General features: G+C 65.5%; 25 protein-coding genes. 18 read left to right on the top strand and 7 right to left on the bottom strand.

Annotation, left to right across the window (positions count from 1 at the left end; translation table 11 throughout):
• Nucleotides 1–25 precede the first annotated feature (25 nt).
• A complete protein-coding gene (locus tag DND132_RS06650; protein ID WP_014321946.1) occupies nucleotides 26–685 on the top strand; it encodes a hypothetical protein in 660 nt (219 codons plus the stop codon).
• Between the two features lie 67 nt (nucleotides 686–752).
• Here DND132_RS06650 and DND132_RS06645 read toward each other — a convergent pair whose 3' ends face one another.
• Nucleotides 753–1,265, bottom strand: coding sequence for a PH domain-containing protein (locus tag DND132_RS06645; protein ID WP_014321945.1), 513 nt, complete (start codon nucleotides 1,263–1,265; stop codon nucleotides 753–755).
• A gap of 171 nt (nucleotides 1,266–1,436) precedes the next feature.
• Here DND132_RS06645 and DND132_RS06640 point away from each other — a divergent pair, with 171 nt between their 5' ends.
• From DND132_RS06640 to DND132_RS06620, 5 genes are read left to right on the top strand one after another with little or no spacing between them, the layout of a single operon-like run.
• Nucleotides 1,437–2,375 (top strand): phosphate/phosphite/phosphonate ABC transporter substrate-binding protein, encoded by a 939-nt coding sequence (locus DND132_RS06640; protein WP_014321944.1) that lies wholly within the window; start codon nucleotides 1,437–1,439, stop codon nucleotides 2,373–2,375.
• A gap of 6 nt (nucleotides 2,376–2,381) precedes the next feature.
• Complete coding sequence (locus DND132_RS06635; protein WP_014321943.1) at nucleotides 2,382–4,448, top strand: ATP-binding protein; 2,067 nt, start codon at nucleotides 2,382–2,384, stop codon at nucleotides 4,446–4,448.
• Between the two features lie 3 nt (nucleotides 4,449–4,451).
• A complete protein-coding gene (locus DND132_RS06630) occupies nucleotides 4,452–4,817 on the top strand; it encodes a response regulator (protein WP_014321942.1) in 366 nt (121 codons plus the stop codon).
• 35 nt (nucleotides 4,818–4,852) lie between these two features.
• Complete coding sequence (locus DND132_RS06625) at nucleotides 4,853–7,306, top strand: PEP/pyruvate-binding domain-containing protein (protein ID WP_014321941.1); 2,454 nt, start codon at nucleotides 4,853–4,855, stop codon at nucleotides 7,304–7,306.
• On the top strand, nucleotides 7,299–8,363 hold the full coding sequence (locus DND132_RS06620) for a phosphatase domain-containing putative toxin (RefSeq protein ID WP_014321940.1): 1,065 nt from the start codon (nucleotides 7,299–7,301) through the stop codon (nucleotides 8,361–8,363). Before DND132_RS06625 ends, DND132_RS06620 begins: the two co-directional genes overlap by 8 nt.
• Nucleotides 8,364–8,367: 4 nt before the next feature.
• Here the strand turns inward: DND132_RS06620 and DND132_RS06615 are convergent, their stop codons facing one another.
• Genes DND132_RS06615 through DND132_RS06605 form a run of 4 tightly spaced genes read right to left on the bottom strand, consistent with a single transcriptional unit; the run spans nucleotide 8,368 to nucleotide 11,197 of the window.
• Nucleotides 8,368–9,222, bottom strand: coding sequence for a hypothetical protein (locus tag DND132_RS06615; protein ID WP_014321939.1), 855 nt, complete (start codon nucleotides 9,220–9,222; stop codon nucleotides 8,368–8,370).
• The gene (gene modB / locus DND132_RS06610; RefSeq protein WP_014321938.1) at nucleotides 9,194–9,949 is read right to left on the bottom strand and encodes a molybdate ABC transporter permease subunit; all 756 of its coding nucleotides are present in this window, start codon (nucleotides 9,947–9,949) and stop codon (nucleotides 9,194–9,196) included. The genes DND132_RS06615 and modB overlap by 29 nt, the downstream gene beginning before the upstream one ends.
• A gap of 7 nt (nucleotides 9,950–9,956) precedes the next feature.
• Nucleotides 9,957–10,094 (bottom strand): hypothetical protein, encoded by a 138-nt coding sequence (locus DND132_RS18450; protein ID WP_014321937.1) that lies wholly within the window; start codon nucleotides 10,092–10,094, stop codon nucleotides 9,957–9,959.
• Nucleotides 10,095–10,102: 8 nt separating this feature from the next.
• Nucleotides 10,103–11,197, bottom strand: a complete 1,095-nt coding sequence (locus DND132_RS06605) for a LeuA family protein (protein ID WP_014321936.1) — start codon at nucleotides 11,195–11,197, stop codon at nucleotides 10,103–10,105.
• Nucleotides 11,198–11,520: 323 nt separating this feature from the next.
• On the opposite strand from DND132_RS06605, the gene nifH reads away from it, so the two are divergent.
• The 12 genes from nifH to DND132_RS06545 all read left to right on the top strand — a co-directional run bounded on the left by nifH (nucleotide 11,521) and on the right by DND132_RS06545 (nucleotide 22,750).
• Nucleotides 11,521–12,348 carry a nitrogenase iron protein gene (gene nifH / locus DND132_RS06600; protein WP_014321935.1) on the top strand — a complete coding sequence of 276 codons (828 nt, stop codon included), beginning with the start codon at nucleotides 11,521–11,523 and terminating at the stop codon, nucleotides 12,346–12,348.
• Nucleotides 12,349–12,413: 65 nt separating this feature from the next.
• Entirely contained in the window at nucleotides 12,414–12,767 is a 354-nt protein-coding gene (locus DND132_RS06595; RefSeq protein ID WP_014321934.1) for a P-II family nitrogen regulator, read from the top strand.
• Nucleotides 12,767–13,141 (top strand): P-II family nitrogen regulator, encoded by a 375-nt coding sequence (locus tag DND132_RS06590; RefSeq protein WP_014321933.1) that lies wholly within the window; start codon nucleotides 12,767–12,769, stop codon nucleotides 13,139–13,141. The genes DND132_RS06595 and DND132_RS06590 overlap by 1 nt, the downstream gene beginning before the upstream one ends.
• Nucleotides 13,142–13,165: 24 nt before the next feature.
• Nucleotides 13,166–14,803, top strand: coding sequence for a nitrogenase molybdenum-iron protein alpha chain (gene nifD, locus DND132_RS06585; protein ID WP_014321932.1), 1,638 nt, complete (start codon nucleotides 13,166–13,168; stop codon nucleotides 14,801–14,803).
• Nucleotides 14,804–14,818: 15 nt separating this feature from the next.
• Nucleotides 14,819–16,195, top strand: a complete 1,377-nt coding sequence (gene nifK / locus DND132_RS06580) for a nitrogenase molybdenum-iron protein subunit beta (protein WP_014321931.1) — start codon at nucleotides 14,819–14,821, stop codon at nucleotides 16,193–16,195.
• Between the two features lie 84 nt (nucleotides 16,196–16,279).
• Nucleotides 16,280–17,455, top strand: a complete 1,176-nt coding sequence (locus tag DND132_RS06575; protein ID WP_014321930.1) for a radical SAM protein — start codon at nucleotides 16,280–16,282, stop codon at nucleotides 17,453–17,455.
• A gap of 20 nt (nucleotides 17,456–17,475) precedes the next feature.
• Nucleotides 17,476–17,778: a (2Fe-2S) ferredoxin domain-containing protein gene (locus tag DND132_RS06570; protein ID WP_014321929.1), complete on the top strand. Its 303-nt coding sequence runs from the start codon at nucleotides 17,476–17,478 to the stop codon at nucleotides 17,776–17,778.
• Nucleotides 17,779–17,793: 15 nt separating this feature from the next.
• Complete coding sequence (locus tag DND132_RS06565) at nucleotides 17,794–18,225, top strand: GNAT family N-acetyltransferase (RefSeq protein WP_014321928.1); 432 nt, start codon at nucleotides 17,794–17,796, stop codon at nucleotides 18,223–18,225.
• Nucleotides 18,226–18,248: 23 nt separating this feature from the next.
• On the top strand, nucleotides 18,249–19,643 hold the full coding sequence (nifE, locus tag DND132_RS06560; RefSeq protein ID WP_014321927.1) for a nitrogenase iron-molybdenum cofactor biosynthesis protein NifE: 1,395 nt from the start codon (nucleotides 18,249–18,251) through the stop codon (nucleotides 19,641–19,643).
• Entirely contained in the window at nucleotides 19,636–21,003 is a 1,368-nt protein-coding gene (locus DND132_RS06555) for a nitrogenase component 1 (RefSeq protein ID WP_014321926.1), read from the top strand. Before nifE ends, DND132_RS06555 begins: the two co-directional genes overlap by 8 nt.
• 71 nt (nucleotides 21,004–21,074) lie before the next feature.
• On the top strand, nucleotides 21,075–22,343 hold the full coding sequence (locus DND132_RS06550) for a radical SAM protein (RefSeq protein WP_014321925.1): 1,269 nt from the start codon (nucleotides 21,075–21,077) through the stop codon (nucleotides 22,341–22,343).
• Nucleotides 22,344–22,504: 161 nt separating this feature from the next.
• Nucleotides 22,505–22,750 (top strand): hypothetical protein, encoded by a 246-nt coding sequence (locus tag DND132_RS06545; protein WP_014321924.1) that lies wholly within the window; start codon nucleotides 22,505–22,507, stop codon nucleotides 22,748–22,750.
• Nucleotides 22,751–23,000: 250 nt separating this feature from the next.
• Here the strand turns inward: DND132_RS06545 and DND132_RS06540 are convergent, their stop codons facing one another.
• A complete protein-coding gene (locus DND132_RS06540; protein WP_014321923.1) occupies nucleotides 23,001–23,255 on the bottom strand; it encodes a hypothetical protein in 255 nt (84 codons plus the stop codon).
• A 141-nt stretch (nucleotides 23,256–23,396) separates the two neighbouring features.
• Nucleotides 23,397–24,980: a sigma-54-dependent Fis family transcriptional regulator gene (locus DND132_RS06535; protein WP_014321922.1), complete on the bottom strand. Its 1,584-nt coding sequence runs from the start codon at nucleotides 24,978–24,980 to the stop codon at nucleotides 23,397–23,399.
• Nucleotides 24,981–25,069: the final 89 nt, after the last annotated feature.

Genomic DNA, 25,069 nt, shown 5'->3' with positions numbered 1-25,069 from the left:
GGCCGCCACAACCAACGGATTTTCCATGACCGGTACCACCGTCTATCAGTTCCTCGATCCCTGGCTCATCTGGGCCTTCCGCACCAGCGACAACCCCTACGTGGGGTTTGCGGTGGGGCTGTTCTGGGTCTGCCTGGCGGCCACGGTCATCGGCGAGTTGTGCATGGCCGGGGTCTATTTCCTGAACAAGCGTCATTTCGCGACCATGAACCGCGAGATGATCGACCAGCACAACATGTCGGTCCACGCCCTGGGCGCCAAGGACAAGACCTCCTGGAAGGCCTGCAACTCGCTGGCCAACGACGCCTTCGGCAAGAATTTCTTCGCCCGCATGGCCCTGTTCGCCTCGTCCCTGTGGGTGGTTCCCTTCGCCATCGGCTGGCTCTTCTACCGCTTCGCAGAGGTGGACTTCACCGTGCCCTTCATGGGGTCGGTGGGCCCGGCCTTCATCTTCATTCCGGCCTACATCCTGGTCCGCTACCTCTTCAGCCTTTCCAAGCCCTGGCTGCCGGTCTTCAGGACCATCAAGCAGCGGGTCAAGGAGAACGAGGCCGGGGACGAGATGCTGACCTTCACGGATCTGCTCAGCGAGGAGGACAAGCTGCGCTACGCCCAGTCCCGGAAGAGGCACGGCAAGGACAAGCCGGCGCTCGTCGAGAGCAAGCCGGTCCCCGAAGGGTCCTAGCGATTTCGAAAATGGAAAAGCCGCCCCTCGGGGCGGCTTTGTTCTTTGATATGACAGGCCGGGCGGTCTAGGGGGCGACCTTTTCCACGGCCGCCGTGAAGCCGGACAGGTCGGCCGGTCCGATGAGGTAGAACCGCTCCCCGGTCCGGATGCAGAGCACGTCGTTGCGGTTGGCCACGATGACCGCCTCGCGGCCGTCCTTGACCTCGACCACGCCGGACTTGTAGCCGCCGAAGGACATGTACTTGCGGGTCTTGGTGATCTGGAAGGATTCGTCGCGCTTGAGATCGGCGGGGAAGACCTTCTCCACCGAGGCCCAGGGGATGACCGCCGAGGCGAACGGCGGCGCGGCCAGGAGGATGCCCTCGTCGGACACGGTCACCGAGGCCCGCCTGGGCGTGATGTAGAGCATGTACCAGTAGAACAGGCCCAGCGGCCCGGCCACGGCGATCAGGCAGATGGCCGTCCAGGTCAGGCCGGAATTGAAGCTCCAGGCCACCACGGCCGCCACGCTGGCCATGACCGCGAGAAAGGCGGCCAGCACGGCCCGGCTCATGGGGATGGTGTATATGGATGCCATGGGGTGTCTCCTTGGTTTGAGGCGTCAGGGTGGTTCGGCACTGTACATACTGTCTTGAAGAGATGTTGCCAAGGGATAAGAACTGTTGGAATGCGGCCGGAATTTTTGTACTGTTTCAGGGAACGTCCGTAACGCGGCGCCCCGGGCGCCCAGACAACCGACCCGACGACGATGACCATGAAAAAAACCCGAATGACCACCTGGGCCGTCCTGCTCGCGCTCCTTCTTCCGCTGGTCCTGGCCTCCGGCTGCTCGGACGAGAAGCCGGTCAAGGTGGACCTGTCCAAGCGCGAGGACCTGGTGGCCCCGCGCATGGTGGACGCCATCACCTACGCCTACCTGCCGCAGTATTCCCACACCATCTCCTACCAGCGCCACCGGCAGCTGCTCGAATACCTGCGCAAGACCACCGGCCTGCCCCTGAGGCAGATATTCCCCGACACCTTCGAGGAGCACGTCAAGATGGTCGAGCGCGGGGAGATCGACATCTCCTATTCCAACCCGTTCGTCTACGTGCGTCTGGCCAAGGCCGGGGCCCAGGCCTTTGCCCGGGTCATCGAGCCCTCGGGCGAGCCGAACTTCCGGGGGCAGATCATCGCCCGCACGGACAACGCGGCCATCAACTCCATCGCCGACTGCCGGGGCAAGCGCTGGATCGCCGTGGACCCGAACTCCGCGGGCGGCTATCTCTTCCCCCTGGGGTTGTTCATCGACCACCATATCCATCTGCACGACTTCGAGACCGTGGACTTCGCGCCCGGCCCGGGCGGCAAGCAGGAGAAGGTCGTCCTGGCCGTGCACGCGGGCGTGTACGACATCGGGACCATCCGCAAGGGCACCCTGGACGTGGTCAGGAACAAGATCGACCTCGGCTCCATCCGCATCCTGGCCGAGACCCGCTCCTATCCCGGCTGGGTCTACGCGGCCCGCAAGGGCCTCGATCCGGCCATCGTGGACGCCGTGGCCAAGGCCATGTTCGCCCTGGACACGAAGACCCCGGAACACCAGGCCATCCTGAGCGTCGCGGGCATGCAGGGGATCATCCCGGCGGAGGACGCCGACTACGATCCGGTCAGGGAACTGGCCGAGAAACTCGAGTTGGACCGGTAGGCGGGCATGCGCTTCTTTCCCCGCCTCAGATTCCGCACCAAGCTCAACCTGGGCATGTCCGCCATCCTGGTGGGCATGGCCGTGCTGCTCCTGCCGCTCGTCGGCAGCATGAGCGCCAGTTCCCTGGTGGAGGAGAGCAAGAAGCGCGGCTCGGCCCTGGCCGAGGGGCTGTCCGTGCGCGCCGTGGACCCCATGCTCGCCCGCGACTTCCTGCGGCTCAAGAACATGGTCGACGAGCAGTCCACGGTGGAGGACGTCATCTACGCCTTTGTCCAGGACAAGAGCGGCTACGTCATGGTCCACACCTTCCAGAAGGGGTTCCCGGTGGACCTCATCGACGCCAACAAGGTGGCCACGGGCAAGTCCCTGAACATCCAGCTCCTGGCCGACGGCTCGCGGCGCATCTACGACTTCGCGGCCCCGGTCCTGGTCTCGGACGGGCGGCTCGGGACCGTGCGCATCGGCCTGTCCCAGTCGCGCATCCAGATGGCCGTGCAGCGCCAGCTGACCCTCATGGCCGGACTGTTCGCCGGGGCCCTGTTCCTGGCCACGTCGCTCGGCACGGTCTTCGCCCGGCGCGTGACCGCCCGGCTGGCCCTGCTGCGCTCCCACGCCGAGGACATGCTGACCGGCAACCTGGACACCATTTCCGGCCCCACCTGGGGCGTCCACTGCTGGGAGAAGCAGCAGTGCAACACCCCCCAGTGCCCGGCCTACGGCGAGACCCGGCGGCGCTGCTGGTACATTGCCGGGACCATGTGCCCGGACTGCAACAACGAGGGCAACTTCCAGTGCCGCCTGCAGTCCTGCCGCCATTGCCCGGTCTACCGCGAGAACGCGGGCGACGAGATTCAGGACCTGGCCGAGACCTTCGACGTCATGGCCATGACCCTCAAGAGCCACATCGGGGAGCTGCGCGACGCCGAGCGCAATCTGCGCGACCAGCAGCGGCTGACCCGGACCATCCTGGACGTCTCCCCGGACCGCGTCTCCCTGGTGGACGCGACCATGCGCTACCGGGGGTGCAACAAGAGCTTCGCCGAGTCCGTGGGCATGTCCCTGGCCGAGATCGAGGGCAAGACCGACTTCGACCTCTTTCCCGAGGCCGAGGCCGAAAAGCGCCACATGGCGGCCCGCGACATCCTCCAGTCCGGGCGGCGGCTGGACACCCAGCTCATGGTCGAGACCGGCGGCGGCGAGCACTGGTTCCACGTGGTCTGCGTGCCGGTCTTCAACGACGAGGGGCGCATCGACGGCCTGTTGCGGACCGACCGCGACATCTCGGACATCAAGCGCTACGAGAACCAGCTCATCCAGGCCCAGAAGATGGAGTCACTGGGGCTGCTCGCGGGCGGCGTGGCCCACGAGATCAACACCCCGCTCGGCATCATCCTGGGATACGCCCAGCTGTTGCAGGAGGACGTGGAGGCGGGCAGCCAGATCCACCAGGACCTGGCCATCATCGAGAAGCAGACCCAGGTCTGCAAGAAGATCGTGGCCGACCTGCTCGGCTTCTCCCGCCAGACCCAGTCCGCCAAGCGCGAGATGTGCTTCAACAACTCGGTCATGGAGGCGGTCTCCCTGGTGCGCCACACCCTGGAGCTCGACAAGGTGGAGATCGTCACCCAGCTCGACGACCGCTACCCGATCATCTACGGCGACCCCGAGAAGCTCAAGCAGGTCTGGATCAACCTGCTGACCAACTCGCGCGACGCCATGGGCGGCCAGGGCGGGACCATCCTCATCCGCACCCGGCTGGACACGCCGGGCGGCATCGTCTCCCTGTGGGTGGCCGACAACGGCTCGGGCATCGCCGAGGAGGCGCTCAAGAAGATTTTCGACCCGTTCTTCAGCACCAAGGCGGTGGACAAGGGTACCGGTCTGGGGCTGTCCGTCTCCTTCGGGATCATCGAGGACCACGGCGGCGATATCCACGCCGCCAGCCCTGTCCCCGAGGACTTCGGCTTCCCCCCCCAGGCGCGGGGCGGGGCCGAGGGCGGCGGAACGGTTTTTGAAGTGAACCTCCCGCTGGACCACGAGGGTCCGGACAGCGGGGAGACCGAAAAGGAGTAGGTCATGGCGAATATATTGGTACTGGACGATATCTCCGACGCCGGGATGCTGGTCAAGCGCATCCTGGAGCGCAAGGGCCACAAGGTCTGGAACTTCACCGAGGAGGAGGACGCCCTGAAGCACGCGGCGTCCACGGCCATCGACTTGGCCATCCTCGACATCAAGCTCAAGAAGATGACCGGGGTGGAGGCCCTGGAGGAACTCAAGAAGGTCAACCCGGACATGAAGGCCATCATGCTGACCGGCTATCCCACCCTGGAGACCGCCCGCGAGTCCCTGCGGCTCGGGGCCCAGGAATACTGCGTCAAGCCCATCAACAAGGAGGAGCTGGAGGCCAAGGTGGCCGAGGTCCTCGGAGACGGGGAATAGCGGCGCGAATCACACCGTACAGCCAAGGACGATCCATGTATCTCAAACAGCTCTTCAGGCACTGGACCTACCAGGTATTCGCTCCGGGCACCCTGCTCCGGCGCAAGTACGAGGCCTTCAAGTCCCTGCTTGCCCACGACGCCGTGGCCCTGGAACTGATCGCCGACCTGGAGGAGATGTTCTACGGCAAGCGGCTGGCCGATCGCCAGCGCGCGGTCTGGATGACCAACCGCTTGTCCGCGGCCGTGGCCACCATGGCCGGACAGCTGGTGGAGATGAACCCGACCCGGTACATGGACCTGCCCGAGTACTTCCGCAAGATCGACTTCTACGTGCGCATGGCGCTCGAGCTGGAGCAGCCCGAGGTGGGCCCGCCGTACATCCTCTCCCTGGAGGAGGCCGGCGCCCTGCCCAGGCTTGCGGGCGGCAAGGCCTCCAACCTGGGGCGGGCCAAGAGCCTGGAGGGCATCCCGGTGCCGCCCGGCTTCGTGGTCACGGCCAACGCCTTCAACTACTTCATCGACTTCAACGGCCTGGGCGAGGAGATCGAAAAGCGGCTGCGGCAGATGGTCGTGGGCGACCGCGACCTGCTGGCCCGGCTGACCGCCGAGATGCAGGAGCTCATCCTGGCCGCCGAGGTCCCGGAGGAGATCGCCCGGGGCATCCGCTTCGGGGTCTCGGAGATCATCGACGGCGACGACCTCATCGCGGTCCGTTCCAGCGCCCTGGCCGAGGACGGCGAGATATCCTTCGCCGGGCAGTACGCCTCGGAGCTGAACGTCCAGCCCAACGACGTGCTCGAAGCCTACAAACGCGTCCTGGCGGGCAAGTACTGCCCCCGCGCCGTGGCCTACCGCATCTCCAACGGGCTGACCGACAGCGAGACGGCCATGGCCGTGCTGGTCATCCCCATGGTCGATGCGGACACCGCGGGAGTGCTCTACTCCCGCGACCCGGACTGCCGGGGGGGCGAGGCCATGGGCGTTTACGGCGTGCACGGCCTGGGCCACGGCCTGGTGGACGGGTCCACCTCGCCGGACAAGGCCGTGCTGACCCGCCACGAGACCCCGCGCCTGGACACGAGCTGCACCCCGGACGCGGGCGGCCTGCCCTCGGAGGCGTCCCTGGTCCGCCTGGGCCGGCTGGCCATGCGGTTGGAGGAGGCCTTCGGGCGGCCCCAGGACATCGAGTGGGCCGAGGACGTCACCGGCGAGCTGTACATCCTCCAGACCCGCCCGCTCCAGGAGGAGCGCGAGGAGGCCCAGGCCGGGCACGCCCCCCTGCCCGTGTCCACGCGTCCCATCGCCGAGGGGTTGGAGCGCGCCTCCACGGGCGCGGGCTGCGGCACCGTGTATTTCGCCTCCACGGGCGAGCGCATCGCCCAGATTCCCGAGGGGGCCGTGGTCGTCACCCCGAGCCTCAAGCCGTCGCTGCTGACCTTCATCGGCCGGATGAACGGGGTCATCTCGGCCACGGGCAGCCGGGCCAGCCATTTCGCCTCGGTGGCCCGCGAATCGGGCGTGCCCGTGGTGGTCGGCGACATCAAGGCCCGGCTCGAGCCCGGCCAGCTGGTCACCGTGGACGGCACGGGCGGGGCCGTCTACGACGGCTGCGTGGAAGCGATCATGACCCGCGCGCGGGAGGGCCGCCAGGTCTCGGAGCGGGTTATCGCCCAGTACGCCAAGGTCGCGCCCCTGACCGTGCGTCTGAACCTGACAGATCCTCAGGACGAGGACTTCACCCCCATGGGCTGCAAGTCCCTGCACGACGTGGTCCGCTTCTGCCACGAGAAGTCGGTCAACGAGATGTTCGCCGTCATGGACAAGAAGGGGCGGGGCATGCACTCGGCCAAGCGGCTGGAGACCAGCCTGCCCCTGGTCATGTACGTCCTGGACCTGGGCGGCGGCTTCTTCGCCAACGCGGGCGAGGGCAAGACCGTCTCGCCCCAGGACATCAAGTGCGGTCCCATGTGGGCCCTTTGGTACGGGCTGTCCGACGAGCGCGTCCAGTGGCCCTCGCGGCTGACGGCCATGGACTGGGAGGAGTTCGACAAGGTCTCGGGCGGCATCTTCAGCTTCGATTCCAAGCTGCTGGCCAGCTACGGGCTGATCTCCACGGACTACCTGCATCTGATGGTCCGCTTCGGCTACCATTTCTCGGTGGTGGATGCCATCTGCGGGCCGGAACAGGGGGCCAACTACATCAATTTCCGCTTCAAGGGGGGCGGCGCGGGCTTCGACCAGCGCCTCCTGCGGCTGGAGTTCATCCGCCGGGTCCTGGACCGCTACGGGTTCGAGACGGCCACGCGGGGCGACATGATCGACGCCAAGTGCGCCCGGCTGCCCGAGAACGACATCCGGCGACTGCTCATGCGGCTGGGCTACCTCATGGCCGTGACCCGGCTCATGGACATGCGCCTGGACAGCGAGGAACAGGTGGACGCCGAGGTCGAGCGGTTCATCGGGGACGCGGAGTCGCGCGATGGCTGATACCGATCTCGCCTACAAGGTCACTTGGGTCACGGACCAGCTCGGCGTGGGCAGCGCGCCCATGAGCTATCCCCAACTGGAGGCCATCCGCGCCCAGGGCGTGGACGCCATCCTCAACCTGTGCGGCGAGTTCTGCGACCTGCACGACATCGAGAAGGGCGCGGGCTTCGAGGTCCGCTACCTGCCGCTGGAGGACGAGGAGGCGCCGGGCCTGATCGAGCTGGAAAAGACCCTGGAGTGGCTCGACGAGGCCATCTACCTGGGCAAGAAGGTGCTCATCCACTGCCGCCACGGCATCGGCCGGACCGGCACGGTGCTTAACGCCTATCTCCTGCGGCGCGGCCTGGGCCACAAGCTCGCGGGGAAGGCCCTCAAGAAGCTCAAGAGCAAGCCCGCCAACTTCGTCCAGTGGCGGACCATCCGCAAGTACGGCAAGCAGTCCGGCCAGCTGACCGTGCGCGAGCCGTCCCTGGAATTCAAGCGGCTGGTGGACCTGTCGCCCTTCTTCAACGATTACATGGAGCTGGTCCAGCGGGTGGATGAGAGCGGCCAGGCGGTCAACGGCCTGGCCTGCGGCCTGGATCACAGCCAGTGCTGCACCACCCCGGTCTCCCTGACCCTGGCCGAGGCCGTGTACATCTCCCACCGCATCAACCAGAAGCTGTCCGGCGAGGAGCGCCTCAAGGTCATTGAGCGGGCCGTGGCCGCAGCCCAGGCCGAGCGCAGGGCGGTCCGCGACCTGGGCGACGGGGAGGACGGGGAGTACTGCCTGTCCGAGTCCGGCTCGGTCTGCCCCCTGCTCGACGACGGCAAGTGCCGGCTTTTCGAGCACCGGCCCATCCAGTGCCGCGCCTTCGGCCTGGACCAGAGCGACGCGGGAGGGCTGTGGGGCACGCTGATCACCCCCGCCCTGGGCAAGATCTCGGCGGAAATCTGGTTCGCCTACACCGGGGCCATGGTGACCGGCGACATGCCGCACTTCGCCCTGGCGGACGTGGTCTCCGGCAAGTTCGTGGAGACCGTGTTCCGGTTCATGATGCAGCAGGGCCTGGAATAGCCGCCTAGATGGAGCAGTGCAGCTCCACGAAGGGATTGGCCAGCTGCGGCAGGTAGGGCTCGGCGAAGAAGACGTGTCCCTCCACGGGCAGGACCAGGGGCGCATTGTCCGGGTTGGTCCGGATGCGCACCGTCTCGCTGTCGAACTCCACGCACATGGGCACCACCTCCTGTTCGGCCTCGCTGCACAGGCTCTCCCGGTGTTCCGGGACGTGGCACACGGTGTGCCCGTCCGGGTGGACCACGGTCAACTTGGTCAGGGTGGTGATCACCCGGCAGACCTTCCCCTCATCGTCGAAGACCAGGGAATTGACGTCTCCGTTCACGCCCACGGCGTCGGGATCGAAGGCGGTCATCTCGCCCGCCCGGGTGGGCACGACGGTGGGTTTGGCCGGTTCCAGGGATCGTACCCGGCCGTCCCGGGTGAAGCTCACACCGACGCGCGCCTCCATGGGTCCGGCCGGGGTGGGCACGGACAGGGTCTCGCCCGGCCACAGGGTCAGGCTGCGCAGGCTGCGGTCGTCGTAGAACCCCACGCTCATGATCCGGGTGCGGATCGGGCCGAAGGGCGTGGCCAGGGTCACGGGCCTGGACAGCCCGGCCTCGTCGTCCTGGCTCCAGTAGCCCGAGAGCTTGCCGTTCAGCGGAAAGACGCGGTTCAGGGTGCCGTTCTCGTGGAAGGAGACCAGCTCGGCGGGGATGTCGCCGATCGGGGTGACGATGACGGTCTGCTCCTCCAGGGGCACGGACTTGACCACTCCCGAGGCGTGGTACTCCACAGGCAGGATGTCCCGTTTGCGTAAGTCGTCGGAGGTGTGTTGGGGGATCAGTTCACCGTACTGCGTGGATATGGTCTGCATGGAAACCTCTCTGGGTATCTTGAAAGGCGCGGCGGCGGGACCGGACGTCCGCCGGGGTCCTTGCGGGTGCGGGGCGTCCGGCCAGGCCGTGGCGTCCGATGAAAAGCAGGGTCGCGTAGCTCACGACCAGCAGGGCCAGGGAGAGCATGCCCGCCTGGCCGTATTCCAGGGACTCGGTGTGTTCGAAGATGGCGATGGAGGCCACCTTGGTCCGGCCGGGGATGGACCCGCCGAGCATCAGGGCCACGCCGAACTCGCCCACGGTGTGCGCGAAGATGAGCGCGGCCGAGGCTGTGACCCCGCCCATGGCGTTGGGCAGGATGACGTGGCGGAAGGCCTGGACGTGGGTCATGCCCGAGCAGCGGGCCGCCTCCACGATGCCGGGATCGATCTTCTCGAAGGCGGCGCGCATGGGCAGAACCCCGAAGGGCAGGCTGTAGGCCAGGGAACCGAGAACCAGCCCGGAAAAGGAAAAGGGCAGGGGAGAGCCGAACAGGGCTTCCCAGGCCGCGCCGAAGGGGGACGCCGGGCTCATGACCATGAGCAGACCGAAGCCGAGCACCGTGGGCGGCAGGACCATGGGCAGGTTGCAGGCCGCCTCGACGAAGCGTTTGCCCGGCGCGCGCGACATGGCCAGCCAGTAGGCCAGGGGCATGCACAGGGCGAGCAGCAGGGGCGTGACCGCCAGGGCCAGCTTGCCGGTGATCAGGAGCGCGGTGAAGTCCATGCCGGGTCTACGGGGTGAGGGTGGCCCGGACGGGCGCCGTCGCGAAGGAGGCCGGGGCCTGACTCACGGCCGGCGAAGAGGCCGTGGACGCGGTGCCGGACAGGATGCAGAGCCACAGACAGACGTAGATGAGCTTCTTGAACATGCAACCTCCTAGTTCTTGACCAGCTTGGTCAGTTCCTTGTCGGTCAGGGGGCGTTCCAGCTCCCAGGCCAGCTTCCTTACTTCGTCCACAAGGGCCGGGAGTCCCTGCTCGGGGAGCTCGAGCCCACGGTCCGCAAGGGCGTGGGCGACCGCCGCTCGCCCACTCTTGCCGCCAACCGCGACCATCCGGTCCGCGCCGATGCGGCCGGGATCGAAGGGCTCGAAAAGCTCAGGCGACTTGCTGAGGGCGTGCGCGTGAAGGCCGGACTCGCAAGCGAAAATGTCCTTGCCCGCGATCGCCTTGGTTCGGGGAATCGGCACCCCGGCAGCTTGAGAAACGAAATGGCAGAGGCCGCGAAGGTCTTCAACCTTGTATGCATGACTTTCCTCCTTGAGCGTCAGGTAGGTGGCCAGCTCCTCGGTGGCCGCGATGCCGGACCGTTCGCCGATGCCGAGCACGCTGCCGTCGGCGTAGTCCGCGCCGCTGGACAGGGCGGTGACCGCGTTGGCCGTGGCCATGCCGAAGTCGTCGTGGCAGTGCACGGCCAGGTCGATGTCCAGTTTCCGCTGGAAGGCGGCGACCAGTTCAGCGGTCTTCATCGGGGTGAGCAGCCCCAGGGAGTCGGACAGGCGCACGCGGGCCGCGCCCACGTCCTGGGCCAGTCCGGCCGCCTTCAGGGCGAAGTCCGTGTCGGCCCTGGAGAGGTCCTCCAGGCCGACGGACACGTAATCCATCCCCAAGAGCCGGGCCGCGAGCACGGTGCGGGCCAGGCGTTCCAGAAGCCCCTCGCGGTCGGTCCGGAGTCGGTTTTCGATGTGCAGGTCGGAAACGGGCACGCCGATGTTGATGCGGTCCACCTTCAGGCCCGAGGCCTTGCGGATGTCCGCCTCGCGGCAGGGCGACCAGACGGACAGGGCGGTCCGGCCGCGCCGTTTCCCTATTCTATGGATGAGTTCGTCCAGGCCCTCCTGGCCGACCCAGCCCAGCTCGATCTCGTCCACGCCGATGGACAGCAAGCCGGACACGATCCGTTCCCGGGCCTCCATGGAGAAGTAGGCCCCGAAGAGCTGCGCTCCTTCCCTGAGTGTGGTGTCGATCAACATGTGCTTTGTCCTCTTGTATGGTTGTCGATGATCCTGCCTTCCCTTGAGCATGAAGGATGCCAACGCGGACTTTTCATCTATCATATTGAAATAAAATAAGTAATTTCTTGACTGAAATGAGAGGATTTTACCTACGTTTTTGTAGGCTACAACACTTGTGTCTGGAGCCGAGGTCTCAACCTACACTTTTCGTAGGAAACAACAGTGCTGTAGACAATCTGATTTCTCCTTTAAAAACAGCATGATGACATGTTATTTTGCGTTTGGCACGTCCTTTGCCATAGGGGACCCATCGACGCAAACAAACCCATGGAGGAGAAATCATGAGGAAAGTAGCGATTTACGGAAAGGGCGGCATCGGCAAGTCCACCACCACTCAGAACACGGTTGCCGGCCTGGCTGAAATGGGCCGCAAGGTCATGGTCGTCGGTTGCGACCCCAAGGCCGACTCCACCCGCCTGCTGCTCGGCGGCCTGGCCCAGAAGTCCGTGCTCGACACCCTTCGCGAAGAAGGCGAGGACGTGGAACTCGAAGACATCCGCAAGCCCGGTTACGGCGGGACCTGGTGTGTTGAGTCCGGCGGCCCGGAGCCCGGTGTCGGCTGTGCCGGTCGCGGCATCATCACTTCCATCAACATGCTCGAGTCCCTGGGCGCCTACGAGGAGTCCGAGGGTCTGGACTACGCCTTCTACGACGTCCTCGGCGACGTTGTCTGCGGCGGCTTCGCCATGCCCATCCGCGACGGCAAGGCCCAGGAAATCTACATCGTCTGCTCCGGCGAGATGATGGCCATGTACGCGGCCAACAACATCTGCAAGGGCATCATGAAGTACGCGGAATCCGGCGGCGTCCGTCTGGGCGGCCTGATCTGCAACTCCCGCAACACCGACCGCGAGGCCGAATTGATCACCGAGCTGGCCTCCAAGCTGGGCACCCAGATGATCTACTTCGTGCCCCGCGACAACGACGTCCAGCGCGCCGAAATCAACCGCAAGACGGTCATCGAGTGGGACGGCACCGTGCCCCAGGCCAACGAGTATCGCGGCCTGGCCAAGGCCATCGACGAGAACCAGATGTTCACCATCCCCAAGCCGCTGCAGATCGAAGACCTCGAGCAGCTGCTCATGGACTACGGCATCATGGAAGCCTAGTTCCCGTCACTAACGCTGAAATTAATCAAAAGCCAAAGATAGCAAGAAAATAGGAGATCCCACAAATGATGATCATGATTCGAGCAATTGTTCGGCCCGAGAAAGCGGACGACGTGTTGGCCGCCCTTATGGACAACGGCTTTCCCGCCGTCACCAAGTACTCCGTGGCCGGTCGCGGCAAGCAGCGCGGCATCAAGATCGGCGAGGTCACCTATGACGAGATCCCCAAAACCATGCTCATGAGCGTCGTCAACGCCGAGGACAAGGAATTCGTCATCAACACCATCATGGACGCCGCCCGCTCCGGCACCAAGGGCGCCTTCGGCGACGGCAAGATCTTCGTCACCGAAGTGGAAGGTGTCTACACCATCAGCTCCGGCGTCAACGAGACCGCCGCAGCCAGCGAGGGGGCCGCGTAATGAAGGAAGTCATCGCAGTGGTGCGCATGAACATGATGAACAAGACCAAGTCCGCCCTCACCGAAGCCGGTGTGGATGCCTTCTTCGCCCACGAGGCGCAGGGCCGCGGCAAGGGGTTCGTCAATGCGGCCATCGTCTCCGGAGTGGAGCAGGGCTACGAGGAAGCGGCCGAAGTGCTGGGCGAGAAGGGCAAGCTCTACGCCAAGCGCATGGTGACCGTGGTCGTGCCCGACGACATGGTGGAGGACGTGGTTCAGGCCATCATGGCCGCCAACCGGACCGGCAAGCCCGGCGACGGCAAGATCTTCGTCCTGCCCGTCGGTGACGCCGTGCGCGTCAGAACCCATGAAACCGGTGAAAAGGCGATCGCTTAGCGCCTATTGAAGGAGAAAGTATACATGGCCAAGACGAAAAAGCTCGTGCAGCTCACGCCCACCGACGTGAAGGAAGATATCCTTTCCAAGTATCCTCCGAAGGTGGCCCGCAAGCGCGCCAAGCAGATCATGATCAACGAAGCCACGGGGAGCGACTCGCCGCCGGAGATTCTGGCCAACGTCCGCACCATCCCTGGCATCATCACCATGCGGGGCTGCACCTACGCAGGCTGCAAGGGCGTCATCATGGGCCCGACCCGCGACATCGTGAACATCACCCACGGCCCCATCGGCTGCGGATTCTACTCCTGGCTGACCCGCCGCAACCAGACCGACCCCGGTCCGGACGGCGCCAACTACATGCCCTACTGCTTCTCCACGGACATGCAGGACCAGGACATCATCTTCGGCGGCGAGAAGAAGCTCGCGGCCGCCATCCAGGAGGCCTACGACCTGCTCCATCCCAAGGGCATCTGCGTCTTCGCCACCTGCCCGGTGGGCCTGATCGGCGACGACATCCATGCCGTGTCCAGGAAGATGAAGGAGAAGTTCGGGGACTGCAACGTGTTCGCCTTCTCCTGCGAGGGCTACAAGGGCGTTTCCCAGTCCGCCGGCCACCACATCGCCAACAACCAGGTCTTCACCCACCTGGTGGGCGAGGAGCAGAAGGAACAGGACGGCGAGTTCAAGATCAACCTGCTCGGCGAGTACAACATCGGCGGCGACGGCTTCGAGATCGACCGCATCTTCAAGAAGTGCGGCATCACCTGCCTGTCCACCTTCTCCGGCAACTCGTCCTACGACCAGTTCGCCCGGGCCCACCACGCCGATCTGAACCTGGTCATGTGCCACCGGTCCATCAACTACGTGGCCGACATGATGGAGACCAAGTACGGCATCCCGTGGTTCAAGGTGAACTTCATCAGCGCCAAGTCCGCGGCCAAGTCCCTGCGCAAGATCGGCGAGTACTTCGGCAACCAGAAGCTCATCGACCGCATCGAAGAGGTCATCGCCGAGGAGATGAAGGACGTCGAGGCCGCCCTGGCCGCGCACAAGCCGCACACCCAGGGCAAGACCGCCATGCTGTTCGTCGGCGGTTCCCGCGCCCATCACTACCAGGACCTGTTCACCGAGCTGGGCATGAAGACCCTGTCCGCAGGGTATGAGTTCGCCCACCGCGACGACTATGAAGGCCGCCGGGTCATCCCGGAACTGGTCCCGGACGCCGACTCCCGCAACATCGAGGAGATCGAGGTCTCGGCCGATCCGGAACTCTACAACCCGCGCAAGTCCCCCGAGCAGATCAAGGCCATGGAGGATTCCGGCTTCGAGTTCAAGGACTACGACGGCATGAACGAGCAGATGGGCAACGGCACCATCGTCATCGACGACCTCAACCAGTACGAGGCCGAAAAGCTGGTGGAGCTCTACAAGCCGGACATCTTCTGCGCCGGCATCAAGGAGAAGTACTCCATCCAGAAGAACGGTGTGCCCATGCTCCAGCTGCACAGCTACGACTACGGCGGACCCTTCGCGGGCTTCAAGGGCGCGATCAACTTCTACAAGACGGTCGATCGCCTCGTGAGCAGCAAGGTCTGGTCCTACACGGAGGCCCCCTGGCAGAAGTCTCCCGAACTCACCGGCACCTTTGTGTGGGAATAAGGAAGGAAGAGAACCATGGCATTACTCAGACATACCCCCGTTGAAGTGATGGAGCGCAAGTCGCTGACCATCAATCCGGCCAAGACGTGCCAGCCCATCGGCGCCATGTACGCCGCGCTCGGCATCCACGGCTGCCTGCCGCACTCCCACGGCTCCCAGGGCTGCTGCGCCTACCACCGCTCGGCCCTGACCCGGCACTATAAGGAGCCCGTGTCCGCGTCCACCAGCTCGTTCACGGAAGGCGCGTCCGTCTTCGGCGGCCACGCCAACCTGCTCCAGGCGATCAACAACATCTTCACGGTCTACGACCCGGAAGTGATCGCCGTGCACACCACCTGCCTGTCCGAGACCATCGGCGACGATCTGAACCAGATCTTCGACAAGGCTCAGAAGGAAGGCAAGGTCCCGGCCGGCAAGACCCTGGTCGGCGCCTCCACCCCGAGCTACGTGGGCTCCCACGTGACCGGCTTCTCCAACATGGTCAAGTCCATGGCCATGCTGGCCGAGCCCTCGGGCCACAAGAGCCACAAGGTCAACGTCATCCCCGGCTGGGTCGAACCCTCCGACATGGGCGAGATCAAGCGGCTGTGCGCCATGGTCGGCGTGGACATCACCCTGTTCCCGGACACCGACGGCGTGCTCAACGCCCCCCTGACCGGCGAATACAAGATGTTCCCCGACGGCGGCGTGACCATCGAGGAACTCAAGAAGACCGGCGACGCGCTCGGCACCCTGGCCCTCGGCGAATGGTGTTCGGCAGACGCCGCCCGCTGGCTCGACGCCAAGTGCAAGGTCCCGTGCACCGTGCTGGACATGCCCTTCGGCCTGGCCGCCACCGACCGCTTCATCGACGTCCTGCGCACCGTGGCCGGCGTGTCCGTGCCCGAGTCCGTGAACCTCGAGCGCGGCCAGCTGGTGGACATGATCTCCGACATGCACCAGTACTTCTACGGCAAGCGCGTGGCCATCTGGGGCGATCCGGACCAGCTCATCTCCATGTGCGAGTTCCTGGTCTCCCTGGACATGCAGCCCGTCTACGTGGTCACCGGCACCCCGGGCAAGGCCTTCGAGCGCCGCATCAAGGAGATCTGCGAAGGCCAGCCCTTCGAGGTCAAGGTCAAGGCCAAGGGCGACATGTTCCTGATGCACCAGTGGATCAAGAACGAGCCGGTCGACCTGCTCATCGGCAACACCTACGGCAAGTACATCGCCCGGGACGAAGACATCCCGCTGCTGCGCTGGGGCTTCCCCATCCTGGACCGCCAGGGCCACCAGTACTTCCCGACAGTCGGCTACAAGGGCGGACTCAGGCTTCTCGAGAAGATCCTGGATCTGCTGCTGGATCGTAAGGACCGCGACGATCCGGAGACGAAATTCGAACTCGTCCTGTAGCGTTCATACCCGGTCCGGGGCGGAGTCCTTCCCCCTCCGCCCCGGACCAAACAACCCTGTTTCCCCCTAACCAAGAAGGCCGTCATGTCCAAGACCACCGCTGAAGGCTACGCATCCCATCCCTGCTTCGGCATGACCTCACGCAAGACCGTGGGCCGCCTGCACCTGCCCGTGGCCCCGCGCGCCAACGCCCGCATCCGTTTTTCCGGGAGCAACGGCTCCAAGCCCGCCATGATGCCCGAAGAGGCCCTGAACTGGCTCGACCACGTGGTGGAGCAGGGCAAGCCCATCGGCATCGTCGGCATCACCGGTCCCGGCGATCCCCTGACCGCCCCCGACCTGACCCTGCGCACCCTGCGCCTGGTTCGGGACAAGTACCCCGATCTTTCCCTCTGCCTGACCACGCTCGGCATGAACGGCGCCGAGTACGCCGAGGAACTGGCCGACCTCGGCGTGGCTCACGTGACCGTGCTCGTGGACGCCGTGGACCCCGAGGTGGCGGAGAAGCTCTACGCCTGGGTCAGGCCCGCGCGGCACACCCTGCCCCTCAAGGAGGCCGTGGAGCTGCTCATCACGGACCAGGCCCGGGCCGTGACCGCCTTCAAGCGCGCCGGTCTGACCGTCAAGATCAACACCACCGTGTACCCCGGCTACAACGCCGGGCACGTGGAGAAGATCGCCTCAACCATGGCCGGGCTCGGCGCGGACATCATGGCCGTGGTCCCCTACCACCCCGAGGAGGGCGTGGAGGACGCGCCCGCGGCCACGGACATGGAGCTGCTGGCCGAGATCCGCGACCGCGCGGCCCGGCACATCGACATCATGCCCGGCTTCGACGAGTGCGGCCAGGACCTGGTCGGCCTGGAAACGCCGGGCAAGACCGACGCCAAGGTCTCGATCCTGCCCAAGCCCACCAGGGAACGGCCCAACGTGGCCGTGGTCAGCTCCAACGGCATGGAGGTGGACCTGCACCTGGGCCACGCCATCAAGGCCATGATCTACGGCCCGCGCGGCGACGGCCTGGCCTGCCTGCTGGGCATGCGCGACCTGCCTGAGCCCGGTACCGGGGCCCAGCGCTGGGAGGACCTGTCCGAGACCCTGCACGACTGTTTCGTCCTGCTGGCCGCCTCGGCCGGGGAGAGCCCGCGACAAATTTTGAGCCGCAAGGGTCTGTCCGTCCTGATCACGGACGGCGAGATCGAGGGAACCGTGGATGTGCTCTACGGGGGCGGTAAGAAAGGCAAGAAGAACAAGAAGTAACCAGAAGGAGAATTGAGGAAATGGCTATCCCCCAGAGAATGATCATCTGTTGTCAGTCCTTCCGTGCGGCCGGTGAGCCCAAGGGCATCTGCCACAAGCAGACCGACGGTTTCCTGCAGTATATCGAGGAAGAAATTTTGGATCGCGGTTTGGACGCCCTGGTTGTCGGTTCCACCTGCCTGAAGCAGTGCGAATCAGGGCCCATGATGGTCATCCAGCCCGAGAACTGGTGGTTCAAGGGCGTGGATTCCGAAGCAGCGATCGACGCAATTCTGGACGGTCTGGAAGACGGCGAGCCCGCCGCCGACTACCTGGCGTCCTAAGGAATCGAGAGTCCCATGCCTGAAGCCGTCGTCATCCGCCCCGCAACCCGCGCGGACCTTTCCGGTCTCGTGACCCTGGCCGGTTCGGCCTCCTCGCCCGTCGAGGACCGCGCCTCCGGGGACGGGCGGCGGAGCGATCTGGAACTGATGCTGAAAAACGGTCGGGGACGCATCCTGATCGCGAACGTCGCCGACGGGACTGTGGTCGGCATGTGTTCGGGACGGCTGACGATCCTTGAGGCTGAAGGCGGCCCCGCCGTCCTCATCGAAGATGTGGTTGTCCGTGAGGATTGGCGGGGCCAGGGCCTCGGCGAACTGCTGATCAACCGGCTCACCGAGTGGGCCAGGGCCGACAGCGCGGGTAGACTGATGCTCCTCGCGGACCCGGACGCGGCCCCGGTCCCCGGTCTCGGCCGCAACATCCATCGTCCGGGCAACGACTTGTAATTATTTGATATAGGGGAAGTAAAATGCGTACGACCAGTTCGACCATCCTCGAGGAAAGACGGGACCAGATCCACCGCACCGGCGAAGGCGCCATCGACATCGCCTGCAACCGCGAATCCCTGGCGGGCGCCGTCAGCCAGCGCGCCTGCGTGTTCTGCGGTTCCCGCGTGGTCCTCTATCCCATCGCCGACGCCCTGCACCTGGTGCACGGGCCCATCGGCTGCGCGGTCTACACCTGGGACATCCGCGGCTCGCTGTCCAGCGGCCCGGAACTCCACCGGCTGTCCTTTTCCACGGATCTCCAGGAGACGGACGTCATCTTCGGCGGCGAGAAAAAGCTCGAAGCCGCCCTGGACGAACTCATCGACAGGCACTCCCCCAAGGCCGCCTTTGTCTACTCCACCTGCATCGTGGGGCTCATCGGCGACGACCTGGAGGCGGTCTGCCGCAAGATGAGCGAGAAGAAGGGCATCCCGGTGCTGCCGGTCATGTCCGAGGGGTTCAAGGGCAACAAGCGCGCCGGGTACCTGGCCGCGTGCAAGGCCATGTTCCGGCTCATCGGCAAGGGCGACACCTCCGACATTTCTCCGGTTTCCATCAATATTCTCGGCGACTTCAACCTGGCCGGCGAGATCTGGATCATTCGCGAGTACTTCGAGCGCATGGGCGTGCAGGTGGTGGCCAACATCACCGGCGACGGCCGCGTGGCCGACATCGCCCGCTGCCACGGCGCGGCCCTGAACCTAGTCCAGTGCTCCGGAGCCACCCTGGACCTGGCCAAGATGATGCAGGAGGAGTTCGGCACCCCGTTCAAGCGCGTCTCCTACCTCGGCATCGAGGATATGGCCGACTCCCTGTACCAAGTGGCCGACTTCTTCAAGGACAAGGACCCCGGCATCGTGGAGCGGACCCAGGCCCTGGTCCGCGAGGAGCTGCAGAAGCTCATGCCCGAGCTGGCCCGCTACCGCAAGGATCTGGAGGGCAAGAAGGTCGCCATGTACGTGGGCGGCTCCTTCAAGGCCTTCTCCCTGGTCAAGGCCTTCCGCCACCTGGGCATGAAGGTCGTGGTCGTCGGCTCCCAGACCGGCACCAAGGAGGACTACGCCGAACTGGCCGAGATCACCGATCCCGGCACGGTCATCATCGACGACGCCAACCCCCTGGAACTCTCCCACTTCATCAAGGAGAAGGACGTGGACGTGTTTGTGGGCGGGGTCAAGGAACGGCCCATCGCCTACAAGCTGGGCGTGGGCTTCTGCGACCACAACCACGAGCGCAAGGAAGCCCTGGAAGGGTTCCGCGGCATGCTCAACTTCGCCCGCGAGATCCACTCCTCGGTCATGTCCCCCGTCTGGCAGTTCGCCCCGAGGCGCGCCAACCGCGTCAAGGCAGCCCGCAAGGAGGCCGTCAATGAGTAAGGTCAAGACCGTGAAGCCGAACTTCGTCTCCACCACCAATGCCTGCAAGCTGTGCACGCCGCTCGGGGCCTCCCTGGCCTTCCGGGGCGTGGAGGGGGCCATTCCCTTCCTGCACGGCTCCCAGGGCTGCGCCACCTACATGCGCCGGTACATCATCTCCCACTTTCGCGAGCCCGTGGACATCGCCTCCTCGGCGCTGGGCGAGAAGAACGCCATCTATGGCGGCGGCCCGAACCTGAAGAAGGGCATCCTCAACGTCATGAAGAAGTACGAGCCGCAGCTCATCGGCGTGGCGACCACCTGCCTGACCGAGACCATCGGCGACGACGTGCCCATGTACTTCGGCGAGTTTTACAAGGAATTCGGTGATCTCGACCTGCCAGAGCTGGTCCGGGTCTCGACCCCCAGCTACAACGGCACGCACATGGACGGCTGGCACGGCGCGGTCCGCTCCATGGTCGAGCAGCTCTGCCTGGAGGAGACCCCGCCCACCGGCCGGGTGAACATCCTGCCCAGCCTGGTCTCCTGCGAGGACGTCCGCCACCTGCGCGACATCTGCGACCATTTCGGCATCGAGGCGACCATCCTCCCGGACATCTCCGAGACCCTGGATGGCCCGGCGCTGGAGGACTACGTCAAGATTCCCGAGGGCGGCACGCCCATCCGGGACATCAAGACCATGAGCGGCTCCAGCGCGACCATCGAGTTCGGCCGCTGCCTGCCCGCCAAGACCGGCGGCACCAGCCTGGAGGAGCGCTTCGGCGTGCCCAACCACCGCCTCGGCCTGCCCATGGGGTTGCGCGAGTCCGACCGTTTCTTCGAGGCCCTGGAGGACATCTCCGGCAAGCCCATGCCGCGCCGCTACGAGCTGGAGCGCGGCCGTCTGGTGGACGCCTACGTGGACGGCCACAAGTACATCTTCGGCAAGCGCGCCGTGGTCTACGGCGAGGAGGACCTGGTCGTCGGCCTGTGCGCCTTCCTGGCCGAGATCGGCGTGGACGTGGTCCTGGCCGGCACCGGCGCGCGCAACAAGGGGCTGGAGGAGGCCATCGCCAAGGTCACCGACGGCGTGGCCCGCATCGCCCCGCAGGTGCGCGAGGCCGTGGACTTCCACGACATCGCGGCCGAGGCCGAGGAACTGGCCCCGGACCTGCTGGTGGGCCACTCCAAGGGCTATCGCTACGCCAAGGCGTGGAACGTGCCCCTGGTCCGCGTGGGCTTCCCCATCCACGACCGCTTCGGCGGCCAGCGCACCCTGACCCTCGGCTACAAGGGCACCCAGGCCCTGTTCGACCGGGTGGTCAACGCGATCATCGAGAAGAAGCAGGCCGATTCGCCCATCGGCTACGGATATATCTAAACGGAACGCAGCACTGTCGCGGCGGGCGGGCGCCCAGAGCCCGGCCGCCGGAGCGACCACAGGAGAACGACATGTCCAAGGATACCACCAAGCACCCCTGTTTCAACAAGAAGAGCGCCGGAAGCTGCGGCCGCGTGCACCTGCCCGTGGCGCCCAAGTGCAACATCCAGTGCAACTACTGCAACCGCAAGTACGACTGCGTGAACGAGTCCCGCCCCGGCGTGACCTCCGGCGTGCTCAAGCCGTTCCAGGCCGCCGAATACATGGAAAAGGTCCTGGAAAAGGAACCGCGCATCACCGTGGCGGGCATCGCCGGACCCGGCGATCCCTTCGCCAACCCGGCCGAGACCCTGGAGACCATGCGCCTGCTGAACGCGAAGCACCCCGAGCTGATCTTCTGCCTGTCCACCAACGGCATGGGCATCCTGCCGTACCTGGACGACATCGCCGAGCTCGGCGTGTCCCACGTGACCATCACCATCTCGGCCGTGGACCCGGCCATCGGGGCCCAGATCTACGCCTGGGTCAAGGACGGCAACGTGGTCTACCACGGCGAGAAGGGCGCGGAGATTCTCCTGGACCGCCAGCTCAAGGCCATCAAGGGCCTCAAGGAGCGCGGTATCACGGTCAAGATCAACTCCATCGTCATCCCCGGCATCAACGACCACCATCTCGTCGAGGTGGCCAAGGTCTGCGCCTCGCTCGGGGCCGACATCCAGAACATGATTCCGCTCAAGCCCACGGCCGACACCCCGTTCGCCGGGATTCCCGAGCCGGGCCGCGAGACCGTCCTGCCCCTGCGCAAGGAGGCCGGACCCTTCATCGAGCAGATGACCCACTGCAAGCGCTGCCGCGCCGACGCGGTCGGTCTGCTCGACAACGACCAGTCCTCGGCCCTGTGCGGCACGCTCCAGGCCTGCTCCAAGCTCAAGCCCCTGGAAGTGACCATGGCCCGCCCGTTCGTGGCCGTGGCCTCCCGCGAGGGGCTGCTCGTCAACCAGCACCTGGGCGAGGCCAAGTCCTTCCAGATCTGGGGCGAGTCCGAGTCCGGCGGCTACCGGCTCATCGAGGAGCGTCCCGCCCCGCAGGCGGGCTGCGGCCCCCAGCGCTGGGCCGACCTGGCCGCCCTGCTCAAGGATTGCCGGGCGGTGCTCTGCGCCGCCGTGGGCGAGACCCCGCGCCTGGTTCTCGAGGAACACGACATCAAGGCCCACACCGTGGACGGCTTCATCGAGGACGCCCTGCGCTTCGTCTTCGAGGGCGGCGACATCAACGCCCTGAAGGTCCGCCGCTCGGGCATCGGCTCGGGTTGCGCGGGCGGCGGGGCCGGGTGTGGCTAGATCGGGGCCGCTACGGTCCGGTCTCCCGTTCCGGCGGGGCATCGGACCGCATTGACCTTGGGTGCGGCACGGCCGCACCGGCCCGGCGCGACCTTTGACAGTCTTTCCCGGGCCGGGCTTTCCGGCCCGCGGCAACCTGGAACCCGAATGGAGGAAAACTCATGAACAAGGCGACATTGGAAAAGGTTTTCGAATACGCGTCCAAACCCGTGCAGGGGACCATGTCCCGCAAGCTGCGCAAGGACGTCAAGATCCAGGTCAACGAGGGCGAGGTCTACGAGGGAGCGACCCTGTTCCTGGGCGAGGAATTCGTCCGCGTGACCTGCGTCAAGGACGGCCTGAACATCAACACCTACTACGACTGGGAAAAGATCGCCTCGGTGCGCACCCTCGGCGTTCTCGAATAGCCGATTCGTTCCGACCTCAACGACAAGGCCCCGCCGGTGACGGCGGGGCCTCAGGTTGCCGAGAAAGGCCCGATTGCGTCGTTGCTTCAAAAAAGTCAAACCCTCGCGTACAGGAAGTACGCGTCGGCCTTGCCTTTTTTTGCGCCTGGCACTCGAACCTTTCTCGACAACCTGCCGGAATGAACTTTGATAACACGACAAGGCCCCGCCGGTGACGGCGGGGCCTTTTTCATGGCGTTCGGGCGGGCGTCTAGTAGAAACGCCAGCTTCCGGGCGCTTCGCGGTAGTACTCGTCCATGTCCTCGCTGATGCCGATGCGGACCTCGTCGCCCACTTCGGCGCGGATGACGTTCCTGGACGGGTCCAGGCCGACGTCCAGCGCGATCTCCTCGAGATGGCGCTGCACGCCCTCCGCCTTTTCGCGGAGCGCTTCATCGTTTTTCAGGCGGTTCCTGTCGAACCGTGCGGCGGTAACATAGGTCTTGGCAACCTCCTTTCCGGCCATGGGGCCGGATCGTTCCGTCTCCCCAAAAGATAAGTCCTCCGGGCCCGCAGGCAAGCGCGCAGCCCCGAAAACCCGATGCCCCCCGCCGGACCGTCCGGCGAGGGGCATCTTGAATGGGGTGGAGGTAGGTATGCCGAAAATTTACGCCTGGCCGTCCTTCAGCCGCCGGATTCGGGCCCGGCCCTCGGCGATCATGGACTCCAGGCCGTACTTCTTGACCCGGTAGCCCATCTGGCGGGCGGACAGCCCCAGGGCCTCGGCGGCCTTGTACTGGACCCAGCCGTTGCGCTCCAGGGCGGCCATGACCTCGTTGCGCTCGAACTCCTTGAGGGAGGTGTGGCGCGGGGCGTCCTCGGAGATGGGCAGGGCCTCCTGGACCGCGGCCGACTGGCCGGGCGCCAGGTAGGACTTGACGAATTCCAGGCTGATGCGGTCCTCCTCGGACATGATCACCAGCCGCTCGATGAGGTTCTGCATCTCGCGGACGTTGCCGGGCCAGTCGTAGCGGATGAGCGCGTCCAGGGCCGTGGAGGTCAGGTGGATGTTGCGCCCGTAGTCCTCGGCCATCTTGCGCAGGAAATGGTTGAGCAGGCCGGTGATGTCCTCCTTGCGCTCGCGCAGGGGGGGCACGCGGATGGGAAAGACGTTCAGCCGGTAGTAGAGGTCCAGGCGGAACCGGCCGCGCTCCACCAGGTGGCCCAGGTCGCGGTTGGTGGCGGCCAGGATGCGCACGTCGATGGTCCGGGTCCGGTTGGAGCCGAGCCGCTCCAGTTCCTTGTCCTGGAGCACGCGCAGGAGCTTGGCCTGCAACCCCATGGGCAGTTCGCCGATCTCGTCCAGGAAGATGGTCCCGGTGTCCGCCTCCTCGAAGCGGCCGGGCCGGGTGCCCGTGGCCCCGGTGAAGGCTCCCTTCTCGTGGCCGAACAGCTCGGATTCCAGCAGGTTGCCGGGGATGGACGCGCAGTTGACCTTGATGAACGGGTTGCCCTTGCGCTCGGACAGCTCGTGGATGATCTTGGCGATGAGCGTCTTGCCCACGCCGGATTCGCCGAGCAGCAGGACCGTGGCCCGGGTGGGCGAGACCTTCTCCATCTGGCGCTGCACCTCGACCATGGCCGAGCTCTGGCCCACGATGTACGGGCCCTTGGAATTTTTGGAAATCTGGTACTTGAGGGAGGTGTTCTCGCGCTTCAGGGCGGCCTCCCTGGCCATGATCTTCTCGTTCAGGCTGAGGAACTGGCCGATGAGCGTGGCCACCACCTTGAGGAAGTCGATGTCCTCCTCGAAGCTGATCTCGTCCTCGAACAGGCGGTCCACGTTGAGCACGCCGATGGGGTCGCCGTGGAGGATGATGGGCACGCCGATGAACGAGATCATGCCGCGCTTGACCCGGCGCGACCCGGTCTTGTCCAGGAAGAGCGGTTCCTTGTCGATGTCCGGCACGTAGTAGGGTTCACCGGTCTGGAAGATGCGCCCGGTGACGCCCTCGTCCAGCCGGTACACGCCGCGCCGCTTCTCCTCCACGGTCAGGCCGTAGGAGGCGTTGATGGACAGCTGGCCCGTCTCGGGGTCGAAGAGGGTCACCGTGGCCCGCTGCATGGCCAGCTGTTCCGAAAGTATCTTCAGAACGCCGTCCAGTGCCGATTGCAGGTCCATGGCCTGGTCGATGACCTGGCAGATGGACTGCAGGGCCGACAGTTTCAATCCGGGGACATTCGCATGCATGGCTGATGAATAGCAAACACGATGCCATGCGCGAAATATGGCGCGGGGCTTGGCTTTCCGGGCGGTCCCGCATACGAAAAGGGAAGAAA

This window comes from Pseudodesulfovibrio mercurii (genome assembly GCF_000189295.2).
Taxonomy (GTDB): domain Bacteria; phylum Desulfobacterota; class Desulfovibrionia; order Desulfovibrionales; family Desulfovibrionaceae; genus Pseudodesulfovibrio; species Pseudodesulfovibrio mercurii.
The sequence above is the reverse complement of the archived record's forward strand: the minus strand, read 5'-3'. Positions and strand labels throughout refer to the sequence as shown.

What these genes read in the sequence shown, in the direction of transcription:
- nifE (WP_014321927.1), top strand. Translation starts at nt 18,249, where the DNA reads ATGCGTACGACCAGTTCGACCATCCTCGAGGAAAGACGGGACCAGATC.
- DND132_RS06550 (WP_014321925.1), top strand. Translation starts at nt 21,075, where the DNA reads ATGTCCAAGGATACCACCAAGCACCCCTGTTTCAACAAGAAGAGCGCC.
- nifK (WP_014321931.1), top strand. Translation starts at nt 14,819, where the DNA reads ATGGCATTACTCAGACATACCCCCGTTGAAGTGATGGAGCGCAAGTCG.
- DND132_RS06535 (WP_014321922.1), bottom strand. Translation starts at nt 24,980, where the DNA reads ATGCATGCGAATGTCCCCGGATTGAAACTGTCGGCCCTGCAGTCCATC.
- DND132_RS06605 (WP_014321936.1), bottom strand. Translation starts at nt 11,197, where the DNA reads ATGTTGATCGACACCACACTCAGGGAAGGAGCGCAGCTCTTCGGGGCC.
- nifD (WP_014321932.1), top strand. Translation starts at nt 13,166, where the DNA reads ATGGCCAAGACGAAAAAGCTCGTGCAGCTCACGCCCACCGACGTGAAG.
- DND132_RS06620 (WP_014321940.1), top strand. Translation starts at nt 7,299, where the DNA reads ATGGCTGATACCGATCTCGCCTACAAGGTCACTTGGGTCACGGACCAG.
- DND132_RS06555 (WP_014321926.1), top strand. Translation starts at nt 19,636, where the DNA reads ATGAGTAAGGTCAAGACCGTGAAGCCGAACTTCGTCTCCACCACCAAT.
- DND132_RS06565 (WP_014321928.1), top strand. Translation starts at nt 17,794, where the DNA reads ATGCCTGAAGCCGTCGTCATCCGCCCCGCAACCCGCGCGGACCTTTCC.
- DND132_RS06625 (WP_014321941.1), top strand. Translation starts at nt 4,853, where the DNA reads ATGTATCTCAAACAGCTCTTCAGGCACTGGACCTACCAGGTATTCGCT.
- DND132_RS06545 (WP_014321924.1), top strand. Translation starts at nt 22,505, where the DNA reads ATGAACAAGGCGACATTGGAAAAGGTTTTCGAATACGCGTCCAAACCC.
- DND132_RS06540 (WP_014321923.1), bottom strand. Translation starts at nt 23,255, where the DNA reads ATGGCCGGAAAGGAGGTTGCCAAGACCTATGTTACCGCCGCACGGTTC.
- DND132_RS06635 (WP_014321943.1), top strand. Translation starts at nt 2,382, where the DNA reads ATGCGCTTCTTTCCCCGCCTCAGATTCCGCACCAAGCTCAACCTGGGC.
- nifH (WP_014321935.1), top strand. Translation starts at nt 11,521, where the DNA reads ATGAGGAAAGTAGCGATTTACGGAAAGGGCGGCATCGGCAAGTCCACC.
- DND132_RS06590 (WP_014321933.1), top strand. Translation starts at nt 12,767, where the DNA reads ATGAAGGAAGTCATCGCAGTGGTGCGCATGAACATGATGAACAAGACC.
- DND132_RS06615 (WP_014321939.1), bottom strand. Translation starts at nt 9,222, where the DNA reads ATGCAGACCATATCCACGCAGTACGGTGAACTGATCCCCCAACACACC.
- DND132_RS06595 (WP_014321934.1), top strand. Translation starts at nt 12,414, where the DNA reads ATGATGATCATGATTCGAGCAATTGTTCGGCCCGAGAAAGCGGACGAC.
- DND132_RS06630 (WP_014321942.1), top strand. Translation starts at nt 4,452, where the DNA reads ATGGCGAATATATTGGTACTGGACGATATCTCCGACGCCGGGATGCTG.
- DND132_RS06575 (WP_014321930.1), top strand. Translation starts at nt 16,280, where the DNA reads ATGTCCAAGACCACCGCTGAAGGCTACGCATCCCATCCCTGCTTCGGC.
- DND132_RS06650 (WP_014321946.1), top strand. Translation starts at nt 26, where the DNA reads ATGACCGGTACCACCGTCTATCAGTTCCTCGATCCCTGGCTCATCTGG.
- DND132_RS06640 (WP_014321944.1), top strand. Translation starts at nt 1,437, where the DNA reads ATGACCATGAAAAAAACCCGAATGACCACCTGGGCCGTCCTGCTCGCG.
- modB (WP_014321938.1), bottom strand. Translation starts at nt 9,949, where the DNA reads ATGGACTTCACCGCGCTCCTGATCACCGGCAAGCTGGCCCTGGCGGTC.
- DND132_RS06570 (WP_014321929.1), top strand. Translation starts at nt 17,476, where the DNA reads ATGGCTATCCCCCAGAGAATGATCATCTGTTGTCAGTCCTTCCGTGCG.
- DND132_RS06645 (WP_014321945.1), bottom strand. Translation starts at nt 1,265, where the DNA reads ATGGCATCCATATACACCATCCCCATGAGCCGGGCCGTGCTGGCCGCC.
- DND132_RS18450 (WP_014321937.1), bottom strand. Translation starts at nt 10,094, where the DNA reads ATGTTCAAGAAGCTCATCTACGTCTGTCTGTGGCTCTGCATCCTGTCC.